We start from the raw sequence: 16,172 nt of genomic DNA on the forward strand, positions 1-16,172 counted from the left end.
GTTCCTATCGTTGCGCGAGGCGGGCCCGGAAGGCGCATTGACCGTGCGGTTCCGGCAATTTGGTGCCCTGACCCGGCCGGATCGCAATCTCACCGTTTCCGGCGAAACCACCCTGTCGGTGGAAGGGCAGACTCTGGGCCTTACCGGGCGCTTGCGTGCCGACGAAGGCTTGTTCGAATTGCAGGGGCGGCGTGCCAGCGCCTTGGGTGACGATGTGCTGGTGGTCGGCCGCAGTGAACGCAGCCGCAGCGCCAACAAGCCGCCGCCAATGAATCTGCGTTTCGATCTCGATCTCGGTGATCGTTTCCAGTTCAAAAGCCAGGGGGTGGAGGCGCGCCTCAGCGGCCTGTTGCGCGTGGCTGCCAGCCCGAACCAGCGGCTTGGCGCCAGCGGCGCGCTCAAGGTAGAGGAGGGGCGCTACCTCGCCTATGGGCAGAATCTGTCGATCAACCATGGCATCGTCAGCTTCCAGGGGCCGATCGACAATCCGGCGCTCGATTTACTGGCCGAACGCAAGAATCTGCCGGTGGCGGTCGGGGTGAAGATGGGCGGCACCTTGCTGGCACCGCAGATTTCGCTGTTCTCTGACCAGGCCATGCCCGATAGCGAGAAACTCTCGTGGCTGGTGCTGGGCCATGGCAGCACCGCCACTACCGCGCGCGGCGATGCCGATGTGCTGCTGGCGGCCGGCGAAGCGCTGTTCAGTGCCGGCCAGTCGGTGAGCCTGCGCCAGCAGCTGGCCGGCAGCCTCGGGCTCGACGATATCAGTGTCGGCCGCTCCACCGCCTACACCAGCAGCAATGACACCGGCAATGTCGGCACCGGCAGTCTGCCGGGCTCGACCACCGGGGTGGCCAATAGCGCCAGCAATCCGGCCCTGGCCAGCCGGGTGGTGACATTGGGCAAGCGGCTATCCGACCGCGCCTATGTCAGCTATGAGCAGAGCCTCGATAGCGTCGGCTATGCGGTCAAACTCAGCTACCAGCTGAGCCGGCGCATTTCGCTGGCCTTGACTGCCGGCCAGACCAGTGCCGTCGATATACTGTATTCCTGGCTTTTCTGATTGATGGCGCGTGGCGCCTTGGAAATGAACAACACATGCTGAGTTTTGAACAGCCCTTTGTCTTTGTTGACCTGGAAACCACCGGGGCCAATGCGCAACGCGACCGCATCACCGAAGTCGGCATCGTTGAATGGGACGGTGAGCAGGTGAGCGAGTGGAGCAGCCTGGTCAATCCACAGACGCCGATTCCGCCCTTTATCCAGCAGCTGACCGGCATTAACGACCAGATGGTCAGCGATGCGCCCACCTTTGCCGAGCTGGCTGAGCAAGGCTTGCTGGAGCGCCTGCGCGGCCGGGTATTTGTCGCCCATAACGCCCGCTTTGACTATGGCTTTCTGAAAAACGAATTTCGCCGCCTTGGCTGCGAATTCCGCGCCAAGGTGGTGTGCACGGTCAAGCTGTCGAAAAAGCTGTTTCCCGGCGAGTACAAGCACAATCTCGATATCGTGGCCGAGCGCAATGGTCTGGCGGTAGAGGGCGAGCGACATCGCGCCCTCACCGATGCGCGGCTGATCTACCGCTTTTTGCACAAGCTGCGCAGCGAACGCAGCGCCGAGGAGTTGGCGGCAGCGCTGGACGAAGTCAGCCGACAAGCAAGCCTGCCGGCCGGGCTTGACCCGGAACTGATCGACGCGATACCGGACTGCCATGGCGTGTATCTGCTGTATGGCGAGAATGATCTGCCGCTGTATATCGGCAAGGGTAATAACATCAAGAAGCGCGTGCTCAGCCATTTTGCTGCCGATCTGCGCTCCGCCAAGGAGGCGCGCCTTGGTCAGCAGGTGAAGCGCATCGACTGGCGTAGCACGGCCGGCGAGCTGGGTGCCTTGCTGCTTGAGGCGCAGCTGGTCAAATCGCTGCAGCCCTTGCACAATCGGCGCCTGCGCAAGCTGGAGCAGCTGTGCGCCTGGCAGTATTCACCCAGTGCCGATGGCAGCGCCCAACCGCAGCTGAAGATGGCCGATGCCGACGATTTCGCTCGCAGCGATGATCTGTTCGGTCTCTATCACAGCAGCCGCGAAGCAAGCAATGCCTTGCGCAAGATGGCCGAGGCCAACAAGCTGTGTACGGTGGTCATGGGGCTCGATCGCGCCAGCCGTCGCGTTGGCACGCCATGCTTCGGCATGCAGGTCGGCCGCTGCCGTGGCGCCTGTATCGGCAAGGAAACGCTGCTTAGCCATCAAGCCAGGCTGTGCGCGGTGCTGGCGCGCATCAAGCTCAAACGCTGGCCCTACCGCGGCCGGGTGGCGCTGCGCGAGCAGGAGGCATCGAGCAGCGCCTGCGACTGGCATATCATCGACCACTGGCGCCTGTTGGCGACAGTGTCCAGCGAAGCGGCACTGGCAGATTTTCTCGAAGCGCCCGCTACGGCAGAGTTTGATGCCGATATCTACAAGATTCTCAGCAAACATCTGGCGGGCGCTGTCAGTCTGACGGTATTGCCCATGCCGGGCGAAGCGCAGCAGTAATGGACTGCCTTGCGGTAGCTTGCCACGGCGAAGCGCACTGCTGCGGTCCTGGAGCCGATGCATGGCTGCGCGCCTGCATCGGCGTCGGGCCGCTATAGTGATACGTTCCAACACAAGGGGGGAGTTCATCATGTCTGAACCACGTCAGTCGCAGGTTCTGGTCGGTCGGCAATGCGGGGTGTACCGGATGGCCTATCGCGAATGGGGAGATCCGGCCAATCCGCGCGTATTGATCTGTGCCCATGGTCTGGGCCGCAATGGCCGCGATTTTGCCCAGCTGGCCGACAGCCTGAGTGCTGAATTCCGGGTGGTGGCGCCGGACGTGGTGGGGCGCGGGGCCAGCGAATGGTTGCGTGACCCGATGGGCTATCAGATTCCGATGTATGTGCAGGATATGCTGGTGCTGATTGCCAGGCTGCAGCCGGCTTCGCTCTCTTGGGTCGGCACCTCGATGGGCGGCCTGATCGGCATGGTGCTGGCCGCCTTGCCCGGCACACCGATCGAGCGCCTGGTACTGAACGATATCGGCCCGAATCTGGAGCGGGTGGCGCTGGCACGCATTGCCGAATACGTGGGCAAGGCGCCACGCTTTCCCAGCCGCGAGGCGGCCGAGGCCTATGTACGCCTGGTGTCGGCGCCCTTCGGACCGCACAGCGATGCGCAATGGGCCTATCTGACCGATGTGGTGTTGATGGCCGATGGCGATGGCTGGCGCCTGAATTACGATCCGGGCATTGGCGTTCCGTTCCGGCAGCTGGCCGAGATGCCGGAGATCGGCGACTTCTGGCCGTTCTACGACCGGATTGCCTGCCCGACCCTGGTCACGCGTGGCGCACTCTCCGACCTGCTGACGGTGGAAACCGCCTGCGCCATGAGCGAACGCGGCCCGCGCGCACGCTGGGTCGATTTCGACGGTGTGGGCCATGCGCCGACCTTCCTGCATGCCGACCAGATTGCCGTGGTCAGCGACTTCTTGCTGGGTGCCTAGCGAGCGCGGGTCGGAATCATGCTAGATCGCCTATTCGCCGGCCTGCAGGCAGATGCGCCCGCCAAGCTGATTGCAGCAACACTGGAGCGGCTCGATGGCCAGCCCTGCATGGTGGTGCTCGACGCCCTGTACAGCCTGCTGCGCGATGGCCTGGCCAATTCACCGGGCAGTGCTGCGGCACAGCGCTGGGTAGATGCCATTACCCCGGCTGCCGAGCAATGGGTGACGCGTGCGCTGGCCGAACTGGCCGCCGGAGAGGACAACCCGGTGCGCCGTGATCTGAGCGGCAAGCGACTCACCCTGCTGGCCGACCAGCTGGCCCATGCCTGCTATGTGGAGGCCTTGCGCGCGGCGGCTGAGGTGAAGCGCGGCGGCGGACGCGGCAGCAGCTTGCTGGCCTGGGCCACCGGCTATTTCCATTGGCTGGGCTGCGCCCATACGGCGAGAGCGCTGCTCGACTGCCATGCCGAATTGGCCTGGGACGGCATATGCAGTCTCTACGATGCCTTGCTGGCCAGCGGTGTACTCGCGGCCGAGCCGGAGGCTGCCAGCCGCGAGCCCGCCTTGTCGCTGGCGTATCTGCTGCTGGTGCACGACAGTTTTTACCTGCTGGGCGAGCAGTCGGTCGCCGCTGGCGCCAGCATCATCAACCAGCTGGCGCCCAAGCTGGTGCTGGCTGCTGATTTTCACTATGCCACGCCGCTGCTGCTGACGCCCGACACCGGCCTGGCCCGCCGGGTAGTGGGCTGGGCCGGCGCCGGTGAAATCGGCACCCATCTTTACTACGGGGTGGACGAGGTGGTGAAGCATGCCGAGGCGCTGGCGCTCGATGCACAAGCCGGCCATCCTCCGCCGTGGCTGCGCGGGGTGGTCGATGCCGCCAGCCTGATCAACAAGCTGATCGACGCCTGGACCCGCCAGCCCGGCCGCTTGCGCAATCCGGCCCTGCGCCAGAACCAGCAGGCGCATGCGGCGTTTGACTGGATGCGCATACGTGGCCTGCTTGGGCAGAAAACCGCCCGTTTGCCTGCACACGACCCGCTGATCAGCCAGGTAAAGCTGGACGATGCGGATGAGGGCGGGGCCAGCATGCTGGTGGACGAGGCGCTGGTGCCGCTATTTCACCCCGGCGTTGTTGCCTTGCGCATCGGCGGTCGCTGGTGGCTGGCGCGGCCGGTTCGCGCCGAGCCGGAGCCGGACGGCCGCTGGTTCATCGTGGTGCGCTGGCTGGCCCAGGAGGCCGACCCGGCGCGGGTGATCAGCCAGAGCGGGCAGAGCTGGCGTGCGGTGTATCTGCATCCGGGGCCCGCCAATAGCTACCGCCTCGCCTTATTGATCGATAGCGATCAGCTGGCGCTGGGCCAGCGATGCTTTGCCGAGTTGGGCGAGCAGACCCTGGCCTTATTGCCGGCCAGCATCGACCAGCTCGGCCCGGCGCTATGGCGCTATACCTGCACCCTCTATCAGGAGGCGCACTGAGCATTGTCACTGGCGCCTGGATGCGGTGGGCGGCACTGGCGGCAAGCCCTGGCATGACGCCTTGTTGTCGCCCGCCTCCGGCTTTGCTGCATGTGTCGTGCCGGCCGGTGCTGTGTCTAGCTGCACCGTGCCCTACTGTATCTGCCGGCATGCCCGGCAAATGCGCTATGGTAGCGGCTTTGCACCACGCAGCGATTATCCATGCATCCACTCAAACGCCTGCTTGCCTATGCCGCCCGCTATCGCGGCGACTTTCGCATTGCCACCCTGTATTCGGTTCTCAATAAGTTTTTCGACATCCTGCCCGAGGTGCTGATCGGCATCGCCGTCGATGTGGTGGTGAAGGGCGATCAGAGCTTTCTGGCCACCCGGGTGCTCGATGGCCTCGGTATCAGCAGTACCTGGCACCAGCTCTTGTTCCTTGGTGTGCTCAATGCCTTGATCTGGGGCGGTGAATCGCTGTTCCAGTATCTGTATGAGCTCAAATGGCGCCAGCTGGCGCAGGATATCCAGCACGATCTGCGGCTCGATGCTTACCGCCATGTGCAAAAGCTGGAGATGGCCTATTTCGAGAATCAGCGCACCGGCAATCTGATGGCCATTCTCAATGACGACATCAACCAGATGGAGCGCTTTCTCAATGGGGGCGCCAACCAGATCATCCAGGTGTTCTGCTCATCGATCATGATCAGCGCGGTGTTCTTTGTGCTGCAGCCGGGCGTGGCGCTGGTGTCGCTGTTGCCGGTGCCGCTGATCCTGTTCGGTGCCTTCTGGTTCCAGAACCGGCTGGGGCCGCGCTATGCCAAGGTGCGCGAGGCGGCTGGCGATGTATCGGCGCGGCTCAATAACAATCTGCTCGGCTTGGCCACCATCAAGGCGTTTGCCACCGAAAACCACGAGGTTGCCCATATCGAGGCGGCCAGCAACGGCTACCGCGAGGCCAATGCCCAGGCGATCCGCTTCAGCGCGGCCATCACCCCGGTGATCCGCATGGCCATCCTGTCCGGCTTTTCGGCCGCTCTGCTCTATGGTGGCTGGCTTACCCTGCATGGGCAGATGGCGGTGGGCGCCTTCTCGGTGCTGGTTTACCTGACCCAGCGCCTGCTATGGCCGTTTACCGGTCTGGCCGAAGTGGCCGATATGTACCAGCGCTCGGTGGCGGCGATATCACGGGCGATGGATGTGCTCGATACCCCGATCGCCATCCCCTATGAAGGCAAGCATTTTCCGGTGGCACAGGCGCGTGGCGAGCTGCGCTTCGAGCAAGTCAACTTCAGCTATGGCGAGCGCCCGACCCTGCGCGATATCGATCTGACCATTGCTGCCGGCCAGACGGTGGCCTTTGTCGGCTCGACCGGCTCGGGCAAGTCGACGCTGATCAAGCTGCTGCTGCGCTTTTACAGCGCACAGTCGGGCCGCATCCTGCTCGATGGCCAGCCTATCGTTGACTTGAACCTGCAGGATCTGCGCCGCGCTATCGGCTATGTGTCGCAAGACACCTTCCTCACCGATGGCACGGTGGCGGAAAACATTGCCTACGGTGTGGCCGATGCCAGCGATGCCGCCATTGCCGAGGCGGCTCGCCTGGCTGAATGCACCGAATTCATCGACAAGCTACCCTTGGGATTCGCGACAAGGGTGGGCGAGCGCGGCCAGAAGCTCAGCGGCGGCCAGCGTCAGCGTCTGGCCCTGGCGCGCGCCATTCTGAAGAATCCGCCCATCCTGATTCTTGACGAAGCGACCAGCGCGGTGGACAACGAAACCGAAGCGGCCATCCAGCGCTCGCTCGAGGTGGTCAGCCGCAATCGCACCACCTTGGTGATTGCTCACCGCCTGTCCACCATCCGCCATGCCGATTGCATCCATGTGCTGGAAGACGGACGCATGGTGGAGAACGGCAGCCACGAGCAATTGCTGGCGCGCAATGGCAACTATGCGGCGCTGTGGCGTTTGCAGACCGGCGAGCGGCAAACGCTGGCACACGTAATCTAGTTCTTCAGTACACGACGGAGGCACCATGTCGATTGCACCTGTTCATTTGGCCGCTGCGGCACCGCCCTGGGGAACCCTGATCGGTGGTGGTGCCTACCAGCAAAACGGGCAGACCCACTATCTGCTGAGTGTCTTTGATACGGCGCGCCGTCAGCCTGCGGGCATTCCAACCAGCTTCTTGCCGCATGGCATCGCCATCGACCCGCGCTGCACCACCCGCGTGCTGGTATTCGAGAAGATCGGCCCTGGCGCCTGCGAGGTTGACCTCGCAAGCGGCCGGCAGATGCAAGCGATTGCTCCGGCACCCGGCCATCACTTCTACGGCCATGGCGCGTTTTCAGCGGATGGTGGCCGGGTCTTCGCCACCGAGACGGCGCTCGATGGCTTGAGTGGCGCCATCTCGGTGCGCGATGGCGATAGCCTCGACTACCTGGAATCATTTCCGACCCATGGACACAAGCCGCACGATTGCCTGCTGATCGACGATGGCAAGGTGCTGGTGGTGGCAAATGCCGGCTCGGGTCGTTTCGGCGAGGCGGCAAGCGTGTGCTATGTCGAGGTTGATACCGGCCGTCTGCTGGAGCGCATGACACTGGATACGCTGGAATTCAATGCCGGGCATCTCGCCATAGCCGCCGACGGTGGTCTGGCGCTGGTATCGGCACCACGCGATGGCCTGGACGCCAGTCATAGTGGCGGAGTGAGCTTGCGCCGTGCCGGCGAGGCGATGCACGCCGTATCGCCCGGCGCGGCCATTCCAAGAAGCTTGCAGGGCGAAACACTCAGCGTGGCAATCGACCCGGACGGCCGCTATGCCATCAGCTGTACGCCGGATGCCGATCTGGTCTGCATCTGGGATATGCACAGCCAGGCCCTGGTCAAGACACTATCGCTGCTTCGTCCGCGCGGCGTCACCCTGACCGCCGATGGTCAGCATTTCGAAATCACCTATGGCAACAATGCGGCCGTGGTTGCGCTCTCGGTAGACGGGCTCAGCCTGGTTGGCCGTTCCTACTGCGAGAACAGCTTTATTACCGGTTCGCATGTGTGGAACTGGGAACGCGAGTGCCAGAAGATTGCGGCAGGACGTGCATGATGCTGCCACTTCGCACCGAACGCCTTGCATTGCGTCAAGTCACCTACGACGATGCCAGCTTTGTACTGGAACTGATCAACGATCCGGAATGGATACGCAATATCAGCGATCGCGGCATCCGTACCGTGGAGGCGGTGCGTGGCTATATCGACGAGGTGTTGCTGGCCAGCTATGCCAAGCATGGCTTTGGCCTGTACCGGATCGGGCGGCGGGCCGATGATGTGCCGATCGGCATGTGTGGCCTGATCCGGCGCGACACCTTGCCGGATGTGGATATCGGCTATGCGCTGTTGCCCGCTTATCGCGGCCAGGGCTATGCACTGGAGGCGGCGCAGGCGGTGCTTGAGCATGGTCGCCGTGATCATGGGCTCAAGCGCCTGCTTGGCATTGCCTCGGCGAGCAATCTGGGCTCGAGGCGCATTCTGGAGCGACTGGGGCTGGTGTACCAGGGTATGCGCGAAGACACCGGCTTTGCCGAGCCGAGCTGCTTGTATGCGATCGAGTTCACCGATACGGGTGCAGCCATATGCTGAATGAAACGCCAGCAGACGATTGCCAGGCCATCGAAGCATTGGTTGCCCGCTTTTTGCAGGCGTTTTCGCAAACGCCAGACGCGCCGGTCGATCTGGGCATCTTGCATAGCCTGTGTTTGCCGCAGGCCCTGATGGTCAAATGCGTCGGGGCTGAACGGCAGGTGTATGACCTGGCCAGCTTTATCGCGCCGCGCGAGGCCTTGCTCAATGGTGGCGGCATCAGTGGTTTTCGCGAATACCCGCTTGAGGGACGCACCGATGTGTTTGGCCAGATTGCCCAGCATCTGTGCAGCTACGAAAAGTCCTGGCTGGCAGGTGGGCAGGCCCGGCAAGGCAGGGGAGTGAAGACTTTCCAGCTGGTGCGCATGAACGATGGCTGGAAGATCAGCGCCATGGCCTGGGATGATGAGCGCGAACACCTGGTGTGCGATGTAGAGGGAAAGCTGCCATTGCCTGTACCAGTGCGGTTCTCCAAAGAATCGGGCTGTGTCTATAATGGTCGGCCAGACCCAACGAGGAGATAACAATGAGCAAGTGGAAAACCTTCCCGCATGATGCCAGCGGTTTTGCCTATGAGGGTGATGCGCTATGGAAAGCCTGGGAGCGCCTGCACGCTGGCGATCAGGAGCCCTGGCCGGAAGATGAGGCCAGCCAGGATGCCTGGCGCGCCTACCATCGTGGCGACTTCCAGAATGCGGTGGCCCTGGGTCTGAAGGCCGAAACCGCGTCCGGCATGGCGGCGGCCAACAAGGCACAGTCGATTTACGCCACCTATCTGGTGGAGGACGAGGACGAAAAGAAAGAGCTGTTCGAGGAAGTGGCTGATCGCGCCGAAGTGGCGCTGAAGGAATACCCGAACAGCATCAATGCCCATTACCAGCATGCCTATGCGCTGGGCCGTTATAGCCAGGCGATCTCGATTGCCAAGGCGCTGGCGCAAGGCCTGGCCGGCAAATGCAAGGCCAGCCTCGACAAGACCCTGGCACTGGCGCCCGACCATGCCGAAGCGCATATTGCCCTGGGCGCTTATCACGCCGAGATCATCGGCAAGGTAGGTAGCATGGTTGGCTCGCTTACCTATGGTGTATCCAAGGATGCCGCCGAAGCGCATTACCAGAAGGCGCTGGAGCTGATCAGCGGCTCGGCCATTGCCCGTATCGAATACGCCAATGGCTTGTTGACCATGTATGGCAATAAAAAAGTCAAAGACGCGACGGCGCTGTATGAAGAGGCCGCCGAATGCGAAGCGGCGGACGCAATGGAGCGGCTCGATGTGGAATTCGCCAAGTCCGAACTGAGTGACTGATCCGCGCTGATCGGTTCGCCAAAACGACAAAGCCACCGCATGCGGTGGCTTTGTGCTTGTTGCGGCAAATGATTACAGATGGGCGCGGATCACCTCGGCCAGGGTCTTCACCCCTTCCTCGATCTTCTCGGGCGAGGCATGGCTGAAGTTGAGGCGCAGCTCATTGGAAACCCGTGGCACGGCGTAGAAGGGTTTGCCGGGCATAAAGGCCACCTTGCGATCCAGCGCTGGCTGCAACAAGTCATAGCTGTCGATATTGGCCTTGAGCTTTAGCCAGAAGAACAGGCCGCCCGGTGGCTTCACCCAGTCGGCAATATCGTGGAAATGCTTGTCGAGCGCGGCGGCCATGATGTCGCGCTTGCCGTGGTAAAACTGGCGCAGGCGGGCGATATGGGCCGGGTAGTCGCTTGATGTCAGCAGCTTGTGCATGGCCCACTGGCCCTGGCGATTGGTATGCAGGTCGGCGGCTTGCTTGAGCTTGTACAGATGCGGCATCAAGTCAGGCGAGCAGGCCAGATAGGCGACGCGCAGGCCGGGAATGGCGGTCTTGGAGAAGGTGCCGAAATGGATCCACGACGCCTTTTTCAGGCGGGCGCAGATCGGCGCGCGGTCGCACTGGTCGTACACCAGTTCGCGGTAGGGCTCGTCTTCCAGCAAGGTGACGTTGTATTCGTCGAACAGATCGGCGACGCGCTGGCGCGCCGCTTCGTCATAGCAAACGCCGGACGGATTCTGGAAGGTGGGAATCAGGTAGGCAAAACGTGGCCGCTCGCTCTTCACTTTGCGTTCCAGCTCATCGAGGTCCACCCCGGTCGCGGTAAGCGGCACCTCGACAAAGCGGGCGCCATACAGGCTGTAGCACTGCACTGCCGCCAGGAAGGTCGGTGCTTCCACCATGACCGGCGTGCCTTCATCGACAAATAGCTTGGCCGACAGATCAAGGCCTTGCTGCGAGCCGGTAAGAATCAGGATGTCCTCGGCGCCGACCTTGACGCCATTCTTGCTCATTTCCGCCGCAACGGCCTCGCGCAGCCACTTTTCGCCTTCGCTCGGGCCGTATTGGCTCAGATTGTCCGGCAGACCGGTGAAGTCGAGCTTGGGCATGGCTTCGGGGGCTGGGAGCCCGCCGGCAAAGGAAATCATGTCCGGCTGGTTGGCAACAGCCAGAATCTCGCGCACCAGCGAGCCCTGCAAGCGATTGATACGTTCAGAAAACATGGGTTGTCTCTTATCGGAATAGGGTGACGACGGCGCAACCATGACGCAAATTGCCGCCATTCACAAGGAACAGCGGCAAATTGTTCCCGCCATAACTGTACTGGCGGCGGTAGTCTTTCACGGTGTCGTCCCGCCGTAGGGCGAGGGCGCTGCCTGGCAGCTACTGCGCAATGCGCCAGCGCTGGGCAGCGGTGCCATTGCACTCGACAATCTGCACCTGCGTCCCGTTGCGGGTGTCGGCGTTGTAGACGTCAAGGCATTTGCCGGCCAGGCCGCGAATCTCGCCATCGGCCAGCCACCATTGCTGCGCCTTGGTGCCATTGCATTCCCATAATTGCACGGGCGTGTAGTCGTCGGTGTCGCCGTTCTGTACATCGAGACATTTTCCGGCCATGCCGCGTATTTCACCGGTACGCGGAATATGAATCCAGTTTTGCGCCTTGGTCTGGTTGCAGCTCCACAGTTGTACCCGGGTGCCATTGGCGGTGCCCTGATGATCGACATCGAGGCATTTGCCCAAGGCAATGATTTCATCGGCGGCGACTGGGACAATACCCAGCATCAATATGCCAATCAAGACGGTAAACAGGTTTTTGATGGCAAGGCTGCCTGGATTAAGCGTGCGTAGCATGGTTTCGGCTTTCAATTGAATATGTGCGAATCGATAAAGTGCCGGCCGCGTGTCGACGCCGCATGGCAAGCAGCCAGCATGCAGAGCTTAATGGCTTTGCCGGGGGAATCCAGTAAGCAACGCTAAGCCTGCTAAGCAATCGCTAAGTCGGAGCCGAATGGATCGAAGGCGAAGAGGCGAGTCTGCTGTGGGCCTTGCAGGCGCCGCAAATCCGGGATGGCACATTCTGCGAATCGCTTTGTTTCAGACTGGCTTTGCAGCGACGCTATGCTCTAGCAACGACCTTTCGATTTACCCAATGCGATACAACGCGCTTTGCTACTGCCGTGTTCACCCGGTTACGGACAATGCTCAATTAACGCTTGACCCAAATGGACGCGAGACTGCAAGAATTCGTATTGCGTACTTACCATTCATTGCCTGAATGCGGGAAAGGAAGACATGGGTTTACTGACAGTCTCCGTGCCATTCTATTTTTTAAATGGCTTGGCGATGCGCTGACTAATCGAGCTAAGGTGCTGATTTTAACTTCGGGTAAATTTCGCCAATTCGGCGGTTAAATTAAATGAAATGCCGTTGCTGTCAAAGAATTGCTGCACATCCTGAATAATGGCCTTGCCGCCTTCGCGCTTCGAGGCGCCACGAATCGAGGCGAGGATTAGCGCTTGAGGGTCAATTGTGCACGATGCGGTATCCGACTGCTGTTTTTGTGCTGTTTCGATCATAAAGTTCAGGCCAATGGCCATATCCGACGCAGTGCTCATGCCGTTCTGAAGGTGATAGTTGTTCATTGCCTGAAGCCATCTTCCTACGATTTCATCAGGGTTCCGTGGCGCAGAAACAGGGACATTCAACATCTTGCCACTAGCAATACCTTCGGCGCGAATTCGCGCAGATGCCGCGTCGAATTGCATGGCGAATGAAGAGGCCGATACTTTCTCTGCCCTGTTGTTGGCCGCCGAGATTTGAAGTGCTGCATTGACAGGCAGTTTATCGACAGATGGCATGGTTCAAATCCTCCTGAGAATTTAGGCTGTATCAAGACCTTGGGCGTAACCTTTTTACTTTCAAAGTCCATTCTCGCAAGTGCCTCCGGACTCATGCGATCGCTGCGACGGAGGCCATTAATGCGTGGGCCATCGTCTCGGAGTCAGGTCTGCCATTATGTTCAAGCATGATGCGTACCCATTTTCAATAGCCAAGGGTATTCGCTAGCATCAATTCCGGCATCGAAGCGCAACGCATTGTGCCGAATGGGCTGCATGGACAAGTGCTGTGTTCGCTTACCTTGCAAGAAATTTGAGGCGCTGCGACCACGGTGCATTCCAATTGGCCCGCAATAAGACAGCACCCAGGCGAAAAAGCGCCACCAAGGTTTCGCCGGGCTGTGCCGGCTTTTCAATGCTTGCGGCTGGGTCAGAGCTTGCGCACCGTGGCGGAACGAACCGCTTGCCCCGCCCCTATGCTGCCACGGCTGGCAGATAGCCAGCCGTGGCAGGGGTAGCGCTGTGTCGGGTGTTTACAAACCGCGCACCGCGTAGATGGCCAGGGTATTGCGCCAAAAGCCTTTGTAATCCATGCCGCAGCCGAACAGGAAGCGATCTTCCACCTCCAGGCCGACAAAGTCGCCGGTCATGCCGGGGCGGGCCTTGCGATGGTGTTTTTTGTTGATGACCACGGCAGTCAGGACCTCCAAGGCGCCCTGTTCGCGGCAATAGTCGATCACCGCGGCCAGGGTATTGCCCTCGTCGAGAATGTCGTCAACGATCAGCACGGTGCGGCCCTGCATGTTCTCGCTGGGTTTGACCTTCCAGTGCAATTGGCCGCCCTGGGTCTTGTCGCCATAACGGGTGGCGTGCAGATAGCTCACTTCCAGCGGAAAGCGCAAACGGGGCAGGAGCTGGCCGGCGGCGATAATGCCGCCATTGAGTACCACATAGACCAAGGGGCTGCGATCGCCGATGCGTTCGGCGATCTGGCCGGCCATCTTGTCCAGCGCGGCGGCCACTTCGGCATCGTCATGCAGGCAGTCGGCCTCTTGCATGACCTTGACGATTTCTTCACGGTTCATTGTTTTCTCCCAAGTCAGCCAAAGCAAAAAAGGCGCGAAGGGTAGCGGCGTTACGGCGGTATTTCAAGGACTTGCAAGCAGCATAGTCGAAACAAACGGATGACGAATGCAAGGCAATGGTTTACCATGCGCGCCGTCTTTGGGGAGTAGCCGATCCATCACTCCGATGGAAGCACCAGTCAACATACTTGCCGCATAGCGGCATGGCTGGAGCAGCAATATCGCCCGATATTGCCTGGCAAGACCACGGACGCAGCAAGCCGGCTTGGGGCCGCGGCAGCTGCGTTCATGGTTGCGTGCCGGCCCCGAAGGAAATCCCATGGAAGCGTTTTTACTCTCGACCGGCATGGTCGCCCTGGCCGAGATCGGCGATAAGACCCAGTTGCTGGCCTTGGTGCTGGCGGCGCGTTTTCGCAAGCCGATACCGATTGTGCTAGGCATTTTCACGGCTACCGTGATCAACCATGCCCTGGCCGGCGCGGCTGGCGTCTGGCTATTGGCGCAACTGGGCCCACAGCTGCTGCGCTGGTTGCTGGCGGCCTCGTTTATCGGTATGGCGCTGTGGATGCTGATTCCCGACAAGCTCGATGACGGCGAAGCACGCATCAGCGAGCGCTTCGGCGTGTTTGGCGCCACCGTGCTGGCGTTCTTTCTGGCTGAAATGGGCGACAAGACCCAGATCGCCACGGTGGCTCTGGCTGCCCGTTACCATGACTTCGTGTGGGTGGTGGCCGGCAGCACCACCGGACTGATGCTGGCTGACGCGCCGGCGGTGTGGATAGGCGACCGGATGGCGCAAAAGCTGCCTGTTACCGTGTTGCACCGCATTGCCGCCGCCTTGTTTGCGCTACTGGGTGTGCTGGCCGCCCTGGGTGTGGGCATGTAGTTGCTGGCTCAGTCCACGCCGGCCCGTATCTGCAGATTGCGGCCGGCGCCCAGCCCGGCCGCCAGGGCTAATGCGCTCAGCAGCACGAACAGGCCGGCCACTGCATGCCAGTGGCCGGTCCATTCATGCAACAGGCCTACGCCGAGCGGGCCCAGTGCGGCGATGGTGTAGCCGCCGCCTTGCGCCATGCCGGACAGCTCGCCCGCCACCTGGGCGTCATGAGCGCGCAATACGATCAGGGTCAGGGCAATGCTGAAGGTGCCGCCTTGCCCGAGTCCGAGCAATACGGCCCACCACCACACCTGCCCGATGGGCGCATACACGCAGCCGAGCAGACCGGCCAGGGTCATGCCCAGCACGACCACGATCGCCAGCCGCTGGTCGCGGCCGCGCGTAGCAAACCACGGTCCGGTCAGGGCGGTGATCAGCTGCATCAGCACCGACAGCGACATCATGAAACCGGCCGCCAGCGCGCTCATGCCGCGATCAGCGAGAATGGTGGGCAGCCAGCCGAACACGCAGTAAGACAGCGAAGATTGCGCGCCCATATACACCATCACCTGCCAGGCCAGGGGTTTGCGCCACAGGCTGCCCAGCCTGGCTTGATTGCCGAGCGCGCGGTGCTCCGCCAGCTGCGGCAGCCAGACCAGGGCCGCCAAGGCCGCCGGCACGGCCCAGAACGCGAGGCCGAGTCGCCAGTCGCTGCCGGCCAGTTGCTGTACCGGCACCGACAAACCGGCAGCAATGGCCGCCCCGAGGCTGAGCGACATGGTGTACAGCCCGGTGACTGCGCCCAGGCGCTGGGGAAACTCGCGTTTGACGATGGCCGGCAGGATCACATTGCCGATACCAATGGCGGCGCCGGCCATCACCGTGCCAATGAACAGCCCGCCCAGACCGCTGAATGGCCGCAGCAGCAAGCCGCAGATCAACAGGCCAAGCGCCAGCAAGATGGTCTGTTCGGCGCCGATACGCCGTGCCAGTAGCGGCGCAAATGGCGCAAACAGTCCAAGGCACAGCACCGGCAGGGTCGTCAGCAGGCCGGCGGCGCTGGCCGACAGATGGGCGCCGGAGCGGATGGCCGACAAGAGCGGCGCAACGCTGGCCAAGGCGGGCCGCAGGTTCAGCCCGACCAGCACCATGGCGATCAGCAGCCATAGCGACTGGTGTTTGCGAGGGAGAGACAAGTGCTTTCCTTGAGCGATGCTCGAACGTGCGAGCAGGGTAGGGCGAATAAAGCAGCGGGTTGCTGTGCGGGCGAGCCGTGCATTGATCGGCACGCATCGGGCATGTTTCGCCCGAGTCGGCGTGAAGCCGGAAAAGACCCGGCTTCGCGGCTGAAGCCGCTCGCACAAATCGCACAGCCCTGATCACTGATCAGGAAACACGCCGGTCGACAGATAGCGATCGCCGCGATCGCAGACAATGCTGACAATGGTG

15 protein-coding genes and 1 riboswitch are annotated in these 16,172 nt (G+C 61.7%); of the genes, 10 read left to right on the forward strand and 5 right to left on the reverse strand.

The window, feature by feature from the left end; genetic code table 11:
- From ACE3OH_RS09960 to ACE3OH_RS10000, 9 genes are all read left to right on the forward strand, one after another.
- Nucleotides 1-1,063: translocation/assembly module TamB domain-containing protein (locus tag ACE3OH_RS09960; protein ID WP_374351449.1), on the forward strand; the 1,063-nt coding region annotated here is incomplete at its 5' end.
- A 35-nt stretch (nt 1,064-1,098) separates the two neighbouring features.
- Entirely contained in the window at nt 1,099-2,532 is a 1,434-nt protein-coding gene (locus tag ACE3OH_RS09965) for an exonuclease domain-containing protein (protein WP_374351452.1), read from the forward strand.
- A gap of 130 nt (nt 2,533-2,662) precedes the next feature.
- Complete coding sequence (locus ACE3OH_RS09970; protein WP_374351454.1) at nt 2,663-3,520, forward strand: alpha/beta fold hydrolase; 858 nt, start codon at nt 2,663-2,665, stop codon at nt 3,518-3,520.
- 18 nt (nt 3,521-3,538) lie between these two features.
- On the forward strand, nt 3,539-4,999 hold the full coding sequence (locus ACE3OH_RS09975; RefSeq protein WP_374351456.1) for a hypothetical protein: 1,461 nt from the start codon (nt 3,539-3,541) through the stop codon (nt 4,997-4,999).
- Between the two features lie 201 nt (nt 5,000-5,200).
- Nucleotides 5,201-6,991, forward strand: a complete 1,791-nt coding sequence (locus ACE3OH_RS09980) for an ABC transporter ATP-binding protein (protein WP_374351459.1) — start codon at nt 5,201-5,203, stop codon at nt 6,989-6,991.
- A 25-nt stretch (nt 6,992-7,016) separates the two neighbouring features.
- On the forward strand, nt 7,017-8,087 hold the full coding sequence (locus ACE3OH_RS09985; protein WP_374351461.1) for a DUF1513 domain-containing protein: 1,071 nt from the start codon (nt 7,017-7,019) through the stop codon (nt 8,085-8,087).
- Nucleotides 8,084-8,620, forward strand: coding sequence for a GNAT family N-acetyltransferase (locus ACE3OH_RS09990; protein ID WP_374351463.1), 537 nt, complete (start codon nt 8,084-8,086; stop codon nt 8,618-8,620). Before ACE3OH_RS09985 ends, ACE3OH_RS09990 begins: the two co-directional genes overlap by 4 nt.
- Nucleotides 8,614-9,144 carry a hypothetical protein gene (locus ACE3OH_RS09995; RefSeq protein ID WP_374351465.1) on the forward strand — a complete coding sequence of 177 codons (531 nt, stop codon included), beginning with the start codon at nt 8,614-8,616 and terminating at the stop codon, nt 9,142-9,144. Before ACE3OH_RS09990 ends, ACE3OH_RS09995 begins: the two co-directional genes overlap by 7 nt.
- Nucleotides 9,145-9,146: 2 nt before the next feature.
- Nucleotides 9,147-9,926 (forward strand): hypothetical protein, encoded by a 780-nt coding sequence (locus tag ACE3OH_RS10000; protein WP_374351467.1) that lies wholly within the window; start codon nt 9,147-9,149, stop codon nt 9,924-9,926.
- 72 nt (nt 9,927-9,998) lie between these two features.
- Here the strand turns inward: ACE3OH_RS10000 and ACE3OH_RS10005 are convergent, their stop codons facing one another.
- The 4 genes from ACE3OH_RS10005 to ACE3OH_RS10020 all read right to left on the reverse strand — a co-directional run bounded on the left by ACE3OH_RS10005 (nt 9,999) and on the right by ACE3OH_RS10020 (nt 13,846).
- Nucleotides 9,999-11,144, reverse strand: coding sequence for a PLP-dependent aminotransferase family protein (locus tag ACE3OH_RS10005; RefSeq protein ID WP_374351469.1), 1,146 nt, complete (start codon nt 11,142-11,144; stop codon nt 9,999-10,001).
- Between the two features lie 160 nt (nt 11,145-11,304).
- Entirely contained in the window at nt 11,305-11,775 is a 471-nt protein-coding gene (locus ACE3OH_RS10010) for a ricin-type beta-trefoil lectin domain protein (protein ID WP_374351473.1), read from the reverse strand.
- Nucleotides 11,776-12,299: 524 nt separating this feature from the next.
- On the reverse strand, nt 12,300-12,782 hold the full coding sequence (locus tag ACE3OH_RS10015; protein ID WP_374351475.1) for a hypothetical protein: 483 nt from the start codon (nt 12,780-12,782) through the stop codon (nt 12,300-12,302).
- Nucleotides 12,783-13,294: 512 nt separating this feature from the next.
- Nucleotides 13,295-13,846, reverse strand: a complete 552-nt coding sequence (locus ACE3OH_RS10020) for a hypoxanthine-guanine phosphoribosyltransferase (protein ID WP_374351477.1) — start codon at nt 13,844-13,846, stop codon at nt 13,295-13,297.
- 129 nt (nt 13,847-13,975) lie between these two features.
- A riboswitch (yybP-ykoY riboswitch) is annotated at nt 13,976-14,082 on the forward strand.
- Nucleotides 14,083-14,165: 83 nt separating this feature from the next.
- Between ACE3OH_RS10020 and ACE3OH_RS10025 the strand changes: the two genes are divergently transcribed.
- On the forward strand, nt 14,166-14,732 hold the full coding sequence (locus ACE3OH_RS10025; RefSeq protein WP_374351479.1) for a TMEM165/GDT1 family protein: 567 nt from the start codon (nt 14,166-14,168) through the stop codon (nt 14,730-14,732).
- A gap of 8 nt (nt 14,733-14,740) precedes the next feature.
- On the opposite strand, the gene ACE3OH_RS10030 is transcribed toward ACE3OH_RS10025, so the two are convergent.
- Complete coding sequence (locus ACE3OH_RS10030; RefSeq protein ID WP_374351481.1) at nt 14,741-15,919, reverse strand: CynX/NimT family MFS transporter; 1,179 nt, start codon at nt 15,917-15,919, stop codon at nt 14,741-14,743.
- Nucleotides 15,920-16,172 lie beyond the last annotated feature (253 nt).

This window comes from Chitinimonas sp., from assembly GCF_041904975.1.
In the GTDB taxonomy this organism is placed as follows: Bacteria; Pseudomonadota; Gammaproteobacteria; order Burkholderiales; family Chitinimonadaceae; genus Chitinimonas.

Excerpts from the sequence above, each read along its gene's own strand:
- ACE3OH_RS09965 (WP_374351452.1), top strand. The coding sequence starts at position 1,099 with ATGCTGAGTTTTGAACAGCCCTTTGTCTTTGTTGACCTGGAAACCACC.
- ACE3OH_RS09970 (WP_374351454.1), top strand. The coding sequence starts at position 2,663 with ATGTCTGAACCACGTCAGTCGCAGGTTCTGGTCGGTCGGCAATGCGGG.
- ACE3OH_RS09975 (WP_374351456.1), top strand. The coding sequence starts at position 3,539 with ATGCTAGATCGCCTATTCGCCGGCCTGCAGGCAGATGCGCCCGCCAAG.
- ACE3OH_RS09980 (WP_374351459.1), top strand. The coding sequence starts at position 5,201 with ATGCATCCACTCAAACGCCTGCTTGCCTATGCCGCCCGCTATCGCGGC.
- ACE3OH_RS09985 (WP_374351461.1), top strand. The coding sequence starts at position 7,017 with ATGTCGATTGCACCTGTTCATTTGGCCGCTGCGGCACCGCCCTGGGGA.
- ACE3OH_RS09990 (WP_374351463.1), top strand. The coding sequence starts at position 8,084 with ATGATGCTGCCACTTCGCACCGAACGCCTTGCATTGCGTCAAGTCACC.
- ACE3OH_RS09995 (WP_374351465.1), top strand. The coding sequence starts at position 8,614 with ATGCTGAATGAAACGCCAGCAGACGATTGCCAGGCCATCGAAGCATTG.
- ACE3OH_RS10000 (WP_374351467.1), top strand. The coding sequence starts at position 9,147 with ATGAGCAAGTGGAAAACCTTCCCGCATGATGCCAGCGGTTTTGCCTAT.
- ACE3OH_RS10005 (WP_374351469.1), bottom strand. The coding sequence starts at position 11,144 with ATGTTTTCTGAACGTATCAATCGCTTGCAGGGCTCGCTGGTGCGCGAG.
- ACE3OH_RS10010 (WP_374351473.1), bottom strand. The coding sequence starts at position 11,775 with ATGCTACGCACGCTTAATCCAGGCAGCCTTGCCATCAAAAACCTGTTT.
- ACE3OH_RS10015 (WP_374351475.1), bottom strand. The coding sequence starts at position 12,782 with ATGCCATCTGTCGATAAACTGCCTGTCAATGCAGCACTTCAAATCTCG.
- ACE3OH_RS10020 (WP_374351477.1), bottom strand. The coding sequence starts at position 13,846 with ATGAACCGTGAAGAAATCGTCAAGGTCATGCAAGAGGCCGACTGCCTG.
- ACE3OH_RS10025 (WP_374351479.1), top strand. The coding sequence starts at position 14,166 with ATGGAAGCGTTTTTACTCTCGACCGGCATGGTCGCCCTGGCCGAGATC.